The organism is Phytoactinopolyspora endophytica (genome assembly GCF_004138495.1).
GTDB lineage: Bacteria > Actinomycetota > Actinomycetes > Jiangellales > Jiangellaceae > Phytoactinopolyspora > Phytoactinopolyspora endophytica.
In genome coordinates, this window is sequence record NZ_ML142856.1 from 109,209 (window position 1) to 115,059 (window position 5,851).

At 70.6% G+C, this 5,851-nt stretch carries 5 protein-coding genes and 1 pseudogene; 5 read left to right on the forward strand and 1 reads right to left on the reverse strand.

Features of this window, described 5'->3' with window-relative positions; genetic code table 11:
- The 5 genes from ELR45_RS35330 to ELR45_RS16790 all read left to right on the forward strand — a co-directional run.
- Nucleotides 1-1,126, forward strand: a 1,126-nt coding sequence (locus tag ELR45_RS35330; protein ID WP_205856733.1) for a DUF7847 domain-containing protein, incomplete at its 5' end; no start/stop codon positions are given.
- Complete coding sequence (locus ELR45_RS16775) at nucleotides 1,123-1,779, forward strand: DUF4129 domain-containing protein (protein ID WP_129667430.1); 657 nt, start codon at nucleotides 1,123-1,125, stop codon at nucleotides 1,777-1,779. The genes ELR45_RS35330 and ELR45_RS16775, both read left to right, overlap by 4 nt.
- Nucleotides 1,776-2,957 carry a DUF4350 domain-containing protein gene (locus ELR45_RS16780; RefSeq protein ID WP_129667431.1) on the forward strand — a complete coding sequence of 394 codons (1,182 nt, stop codon included), beginning with the start codon at nucleotides 1,776-1,778 and terminating at the stop codon, nucleotides 2,955-2,957. The genes ELR45_RS16775 and ELR45_RS16780 overlap by 4 nt, the downstream gene beginning before the upstream one ends.
- On the forward strand, nucleotides 2,954-3,946 hold the full coding sequence (locus ELR45_RS16785; RefSeq protein ID WP_129667432.1) for an AAA family ATPase: 993 nt from the start codon (nucleotides 2,954-2,956) through the stop codon (nucleotides 3,944-3,946). Before ELR45_RS16780 ends, ELR45_RS16785 begins: the two co-directional genes overlap by 4 nt.
- Nucleotides 3,947-4,085: 139 nt before the next feature.
- A complete protein-coding gene (locus ELR45_RS16790; RefSeq protein ID WP_129667433.1) occupies nucleotides 4,086-5,516 on the forward strand; it encodes a DUF58 domain-containing protein in 1,431 nt (476 codons plus the stop codon).
- A 160-nt stretch (nucleotides 5,517-5,676) separates the two neighbouring features.
- Here ELR45_RS16790 and ELR45_RS42760 read toward each other — a convergent pair.
- A pseudogene (locus tag ELR45_RS42760) lies at nucleotides 5,677-5,851 on the reverse strand (stage II sporulation protein M); the annotation flags it as partial.

The following is a 5,851-nucleotide window of genomic DNA, read 5'->3' on the forward strand; positions in this document are numbered from 1 at the left end:
CGGACCGGTTCAGCCAGGCGGCTGGACCACGCCTCCCGGGTGGTCATGGCGGCCGCCGGACGCGAAACCAGGAGTGGTGCCGCTGCGCCCGCTCGGCGTGGGCGAGATCCTCGACGGCGCCGTCACCACGATCAGGCGCAACCCGCGGGTGATGCTCGGTCTGTCCGCGGCGGTGGCGATCATCACCCAGCTGATCGGGATGGCCGTCACCTGGGTGATCCTGGACGACGTCGCCACGCTCGAGGAGATCAACGGGAACCAGGTCACTACGGACGAGGTCCTGGAGGTCCTCGCCAGCACCCTGGGTGGCCTCGGTGTCCTGCTCTTCGTCACCTGGATCGGAACCGTCTTCCTCACTGGGATGCTGACGGTCGTGGTCGGCCGGGCCGTCATCGGCCAGCACCTCACACTTGCCGAGACCTGGCAGCATGCCAAGCCCCGGCTTCTTCGCCTGTTCGGCCTGACGCTCCTCTACACACTGATCTGGAGCGGTGCCCTCTGGGTGGTGGTCGCCCTCACGGTCTTCCTGGCCGGTGACAGCCCGGACGCGGCGCTGGCCATGCTCTTCCTCGGCGGCCTGGTGGCGGTACTGCTCAGCATCTGGCTCTACGTGCGTTACTCCCTCGCCACGCCGGCCCTGATGCTCGAGACGGACAGCACCGGCAACGGTCCGCCCGTGCCGATCGGCATCCGCGAGTCACTGCGCCGCTCCCGGCAGTTGGTCAGCCGATCCTGGTGGCGCGTGTTCGGCATCCTCATCCTGGTCTTCCTCATCATCGTGCTCATCACCCAGGTCGTCAGCATCCCGTTCAGCATTCCGGCGCTCCTTGGCGAGGGCGATATGTTCACCGTCGGCGGCATGTCGTTCGCCGCGCTGGTGCTGAGTACGCTCGGGTCGGTCATCAGCGCCACGATCACCGCGCCGTTCAACGCCGGAGCCACCGCCCTGCTCTACGTAGACCAGCGCATCCGGCGCGAGGCGCTCGACATCGACCTGGCGCGAGCGGCCGACGTCGAGCTGCCAGGCCGCCCCGGAGCCGGACCCGGTCCTGGACCTGGGCCCGAGCCGGGGCCGGCACCCGGACCTGGAGCCGGACCCGAGGGGATGCCACCGGGCCCGCGATGATCGGTCACGTCAGCGCCCTCATCGAACTCGACCGCGAGGAGGCACGGGAGCTTGCCCGCGAGGAGCTCTCACAGCCTGGCTACAATCGTGACGTCTCGCTGCCCGCGCGGATCCTGGAATGGATACTCGAGCAGTTCAACCGCCTGGTCAGCGGCGCCGCGGACGCGATCCCCGGCGGGTTGGGCACGGTCATCCTGCTGGCCGCGGTGGTGGCCGTCGCCATCCTCGTGGTGCTCCGCACCGGACCGCTTGCCCGGCGCAAGGCCGGAGGAACCGCCACTGTCTTCTCCGAGACGCGTCGCACGTCGGCGGAGCACCGGGCCGCGGCGGACGACGCCGCGCGCATTCAGGACTGGACAACCGCGGTGTTGGAGCGGTTCCGCGCGGTGGCGGTTGTCTTGGAGGAACGCGGCGTCGTCGAGCCACGCTCCGACTGGACCGCGGACGAGCTGGCCCGCCACGCCGGAGAACGCCTCCCGGACGCCGCGTCCCGGCTCCGGGCCGGAGCTCGGCTCTTCGACCACGTTCACTACGGAGGGCACACCGCCACCTCTGATGATGACGCAGCCATGCGCGAGCTCGACGATGAAGCCCGGCACGCCCGCCCGCAGACCGCAACGGCATCGGGCCCCAGCCTGGCGGTCCCGCGATGACGGCATCCGTCGCCGTGCGGCCGATGGATCCGACGGCGCGGCAACGGTGGCAGCGATGGCGATTCCCGCTCGGTGCGACGGCCGTGCTCATCCTCTTCGCGGTCGTTCTGACGCTCCTGCAGGATCAGACCAGTCGCGGGTACCTCGACTCGGCCGGCGTCAACGCCAGCGGAGCTCGGGCGCTCGTCCGTCTCCTCGAAGACCAGGGCATTCAGGTGACGGACGCCCGTACCACCGACGACGCGGTCGATAGCACCGGAGGCGGGGACACGCTGCTCATCACGGAGCCGGACCGGCTCCTGCCGGAGCAGATCGATCGTCTGCGAGACACCGGCGCCGACATCGTCCTCGTCGAATCCAGCCAGATCGGTGACTTCATCGACAATGCCTCCGTCGCCGGGCGCACCACCGAGCAACTGGCGGATCCGCGGTGTGACCTACCCGCCGCGACCCGCGCAGGCGAGGCCAGGCTCGGCGGAATCCAGTACCACGGTCCCGACGACGCGTCGCTGTGCTATCCGGCCGGCGGCGCCGCTACCCTCCTCGTCGTCGACAGCGACGGCGACGGCGACGGCGACGGCGACGGCGACGGCGACGGCGACGGCCGAACCGTGGCACTCGGGGCCAGCCAGCCGCTCACCAACCGCTACCTCGATCAGGACGGCAACGCTGCGCTGGCGATGGGCCTGTTGGGGGAGAACGATCGGCTGACCTGGTACCGCCCGAGTCACGAGACTCCTCCGGGCGCTGAGCAGAGCTTCGCCGAGCTGATGCCCGGCTGGGTCACCCCCGTGCTGTGGCAGCTGGTCATCATGGTCGGGGCTGTGGCCTGGTGGCGCGCACGGAGGCTGGGCCCGGTCGTCGCCGAACCGCTTCCCGTCGTGGTGCGCGCGGCCGAGGCCACTGAAGGACGCGCCCGCCTGTACCGTCGGGGGCAGTCTCGGGGACACGCCGCCGGCATGCTGCGCGACGCCGCCGTCCGCAGGCTGCGTCGGCGGCTCGGCCTGCCCGCCGTAGCGTCGATCGCTGCTGTCGTCGACGCGGCCGCCGTCCGATCGGCCCTGGATGCCGGCGCCGTCGCCGAGCTTCTTGACGGCCCTGCCCCCGTTGACGACGCCGATCTGGTCCGGCTTGCGGACTCGCTCGACGCACTTGAAAAGGAGGTCCACACGTCGTGACCGAAGCACCCAGCGCCCCACCCCACCCGCCAGACCCCGCCGAGCAGGCCCGGACGTCGCTCAGCGCCCTCCGGGAGGAGGTGGGCAAGGCCGTCGTCGGTCAGGATTCGGTCGTCAGCGGCCTGGTCATCGCGCTGCTTTGTCGCGGGCACGTGCTGCTCGAGGGGGTACCCGGCGTGGCGAAGACGCTGCTCGTCCGGGCGATAGCGGCGGCATTGGATGTGGAGACGAAGCGGGTCCAGTTCACCCCCGACCTCATGCCGGGCGACATCACCGGTTCGCTGGTGTACGACGCGAGGACCGCGGAGTTCTCTTTCTCGGCCGGGCCTGTCTTCACCAATCTGCTGCTGGCCGACGAGATCAACCGCACACCGCCCAAGACCCAGTCGGCGTTGCTGGAGGCGATGGAGGAGCGCCAGGTGTCCGTCGATGGGAGGCCCCGAGCGCTCCCCGACCCGTTCGTCGTCGCCGCGACGCAGAACCCGATCGAGTACGAGGGCACGTATCCGCTGCCGGAGGCGCAGCTGGACCGCTTCTTGCTGAAGCTGACGGTGTCCCTGCCGGGTCGCGACGACGAGGTGTCCATCCTGCGGCGGCATGCCGAAGGGTTCGACCCACGAGATCTCGCCGCCGCCGGGCTCCGGACGGTCGCGTCCCCGTCAGATCTGGAGGCCGGGCGCGCGGCCGTGAGATCGGTGCGGGTCGCGCCGGAGGTCCTCGGGTACATCGTCGACGTCTGTCAGGCCACGCGTAGCTCGCCATCGGTGCAGCTCGGTGTCTCGCCGCGTGGCGCTACCGCGCTGATGAACACGTCGAGGGCCTGGGCGTGGCTCTCTGGACGGGACTACGTCACACCCGACGACGTCAAGGCGCTCGCCGGCCCGACGCTGCGGCACCGGATGACGTTGCGGCCCGAGGCCGAGATGGAAGGCGTCGGCACCGATTCGGTGCTGGAGTCCATCCTCGCTACGGTCGCGGTTCCGCGATGACGTCTCACACCCTCACAGCCGGGTCTGACCAGATGATCATGTTCCCTTTGAGGCCCCTATCAGGGCTCAAAAGGGAACATGATCTTGATCCCAGCCTCGAGTACGCTGCGCGGGCGCGCAAGAAGGGGGCACCGAACTGATGGTGGTGTCCGGACGCTTGGCGTTGCTGGCCCTGCTGGCCACCGTCGTCGTCGGTGTGACCGCACCGTCGTCGGCGGGTGTCCTGCTGGCGACCGGAGTGCTGCTGGTACTCGCAGTCTCGGATGCGGCGCTGGCAGGCGCAGTGCGGCCGCTGGGCTTCGCGCGCGGCGGCGACACCACGGTCCGGCTGGGTGAGCAGGCCACCCTCACCCTCACGGTGCAGAACGACGGCCGGCGCCGGGTACGCGGGGTCCTGCGCGACGCGTGGCCGCCGTCCGCAGGGGTGGCGACGGACCGGTTCGAGGTGGACGTCCCGCCCGGCGAGCGGCGGACGCTGTCCGTCCGGCTACGACCCACGCGGCGGGGGGACCGCACTGCCGAGCGCGTGGTCGTGCGGTCCATGGGCCCGCTCGGCCTGGCCGGGCGTCAGGGAGCACACCAGGTCGACTGGTCCGTGCGAGTTCTGCCGCCCTTCCACGCCCGCCGGCATCTGCCGTCCCGGCTGTCCCGCCTGCGAGACCTGGACGGCCGGTCCGCCGTACTCATCCGAGGCGCCGGCACCGAGTTCGACTCGCTGCGCGAGTACGTCGTCGGCGACGACACCCGCTCGATCGACTGGCGCGCCACCGCGCGGCGGGGTGACGTCGTTGTCCGCACCTGGCGACCGGAACGCGACCGGCACATCCTGATCGTTCTCGACACCGGCCGGACCTCCGCCGGCAGGGTGGGCGGCTTGGCCGACCACTCGCAACCGAGCGCGGGGAACGCGGTCGACACCGCGGGCTCGGTCGCCCATGCCGCTGGATCGGTCGCTCCTGCCGCCGGCTCGGTCGCGCATTCCCCCGGTTCAGTCGCCTCGCCGGTGCACGCTCCTCGCATCGATGCCGCCATGGACGCGGCGCTGCTTCTGGGGGCCCTTGCGGCACGCGCGGGTGACCGGGTGGACCTGCTGGCCTACGACCGCAGAGTGCGAGCTTCCGTCGAGCGGCCGACCGCGACCGAAGTGCTGCCCAGGATGGTCAACGCCCTGGCCACGGTCGAGCCGGAGCTGTTGGAGACCGACTACCGTGGCCTCGCGGCCGAGGTCCGCTCCCGGGCCGGTCAGCACGCGTTCGTCACCATCATCACCAGCATCGACTCCGGCACCGTGGAACACGGCCTGCTGCCCGTGGTCGCTGCGCTGACCGGGCGGCACACCGTGCTGGTCGCATCCGTCGCGGATCCACGGATCGAAGAGATGGCGCGAGCCAGGGGCGATGCGGCGACGGTCTATGCGGCCGCCGCGGCCGAGCACGACCGGCGCGGGCGCGACGAGGTGACAGAGCTGCTTCAGCGCCGCGGTGCGCACGTCGTCGACGCCACACCAGACGACCTCCCGCCGGCAGTCGCCGACGCCTACCTCGATCTCAAGGCCGCAGGGCGCCTCTGACAGATGTGGTTGCGTTTGATGGGTGGTCGAAATTCCTTCTCTCTCTCACGCGGCCGGCGGACGGCTTTCCGTGCTGGTTGCGTCAGTCTGCCGCCGCCCGAAGATCGGTCGAAGAAATTTCGACCACCGATCCCGGCCCTTCTGTTGGGAGGGGCTTGCTTTACGCGGAGGTCGGAAGGGCATCGCCGCGGACCGTCTCGTCCAGGTCCCCCACCTCGCCGGCGGCGACGGCTCGCCGGCCGAACACCCAGATATAGCTGAGGAACGCCACTTCGGCGGCGACACCGATGGCGATACGGCCCCAGGTGGGCAGGCCGGACGGAGTGACGAACCCC

What these genes read in the sequence shown, in the direction of transcription:
- ELR45_RS16775 (WP_129667430.1), top strand. Translation starts at nt 1,123, where the DNA reads ATGATCGGTCACGTCAGCGCCCTCATCGAACTCGACCGCGAGGAGGCA.
- ELR45_RS16780 (WP_129667431.1), top strand. Translation starts at nt 1,776, where the DNA reads ATGACGGCATCCGTCGCCGTGCGGCCGATGGATCCGACGGCGCGGCAA.
- ELR45_RS16790 (WP_129667433.1), top strand. Translation starts at nt 4,086, where the DNA reads ATGGTGGTGTCCGGACGCTTGGCGTTGCTGGCCCTGCTGGCCACCGTC.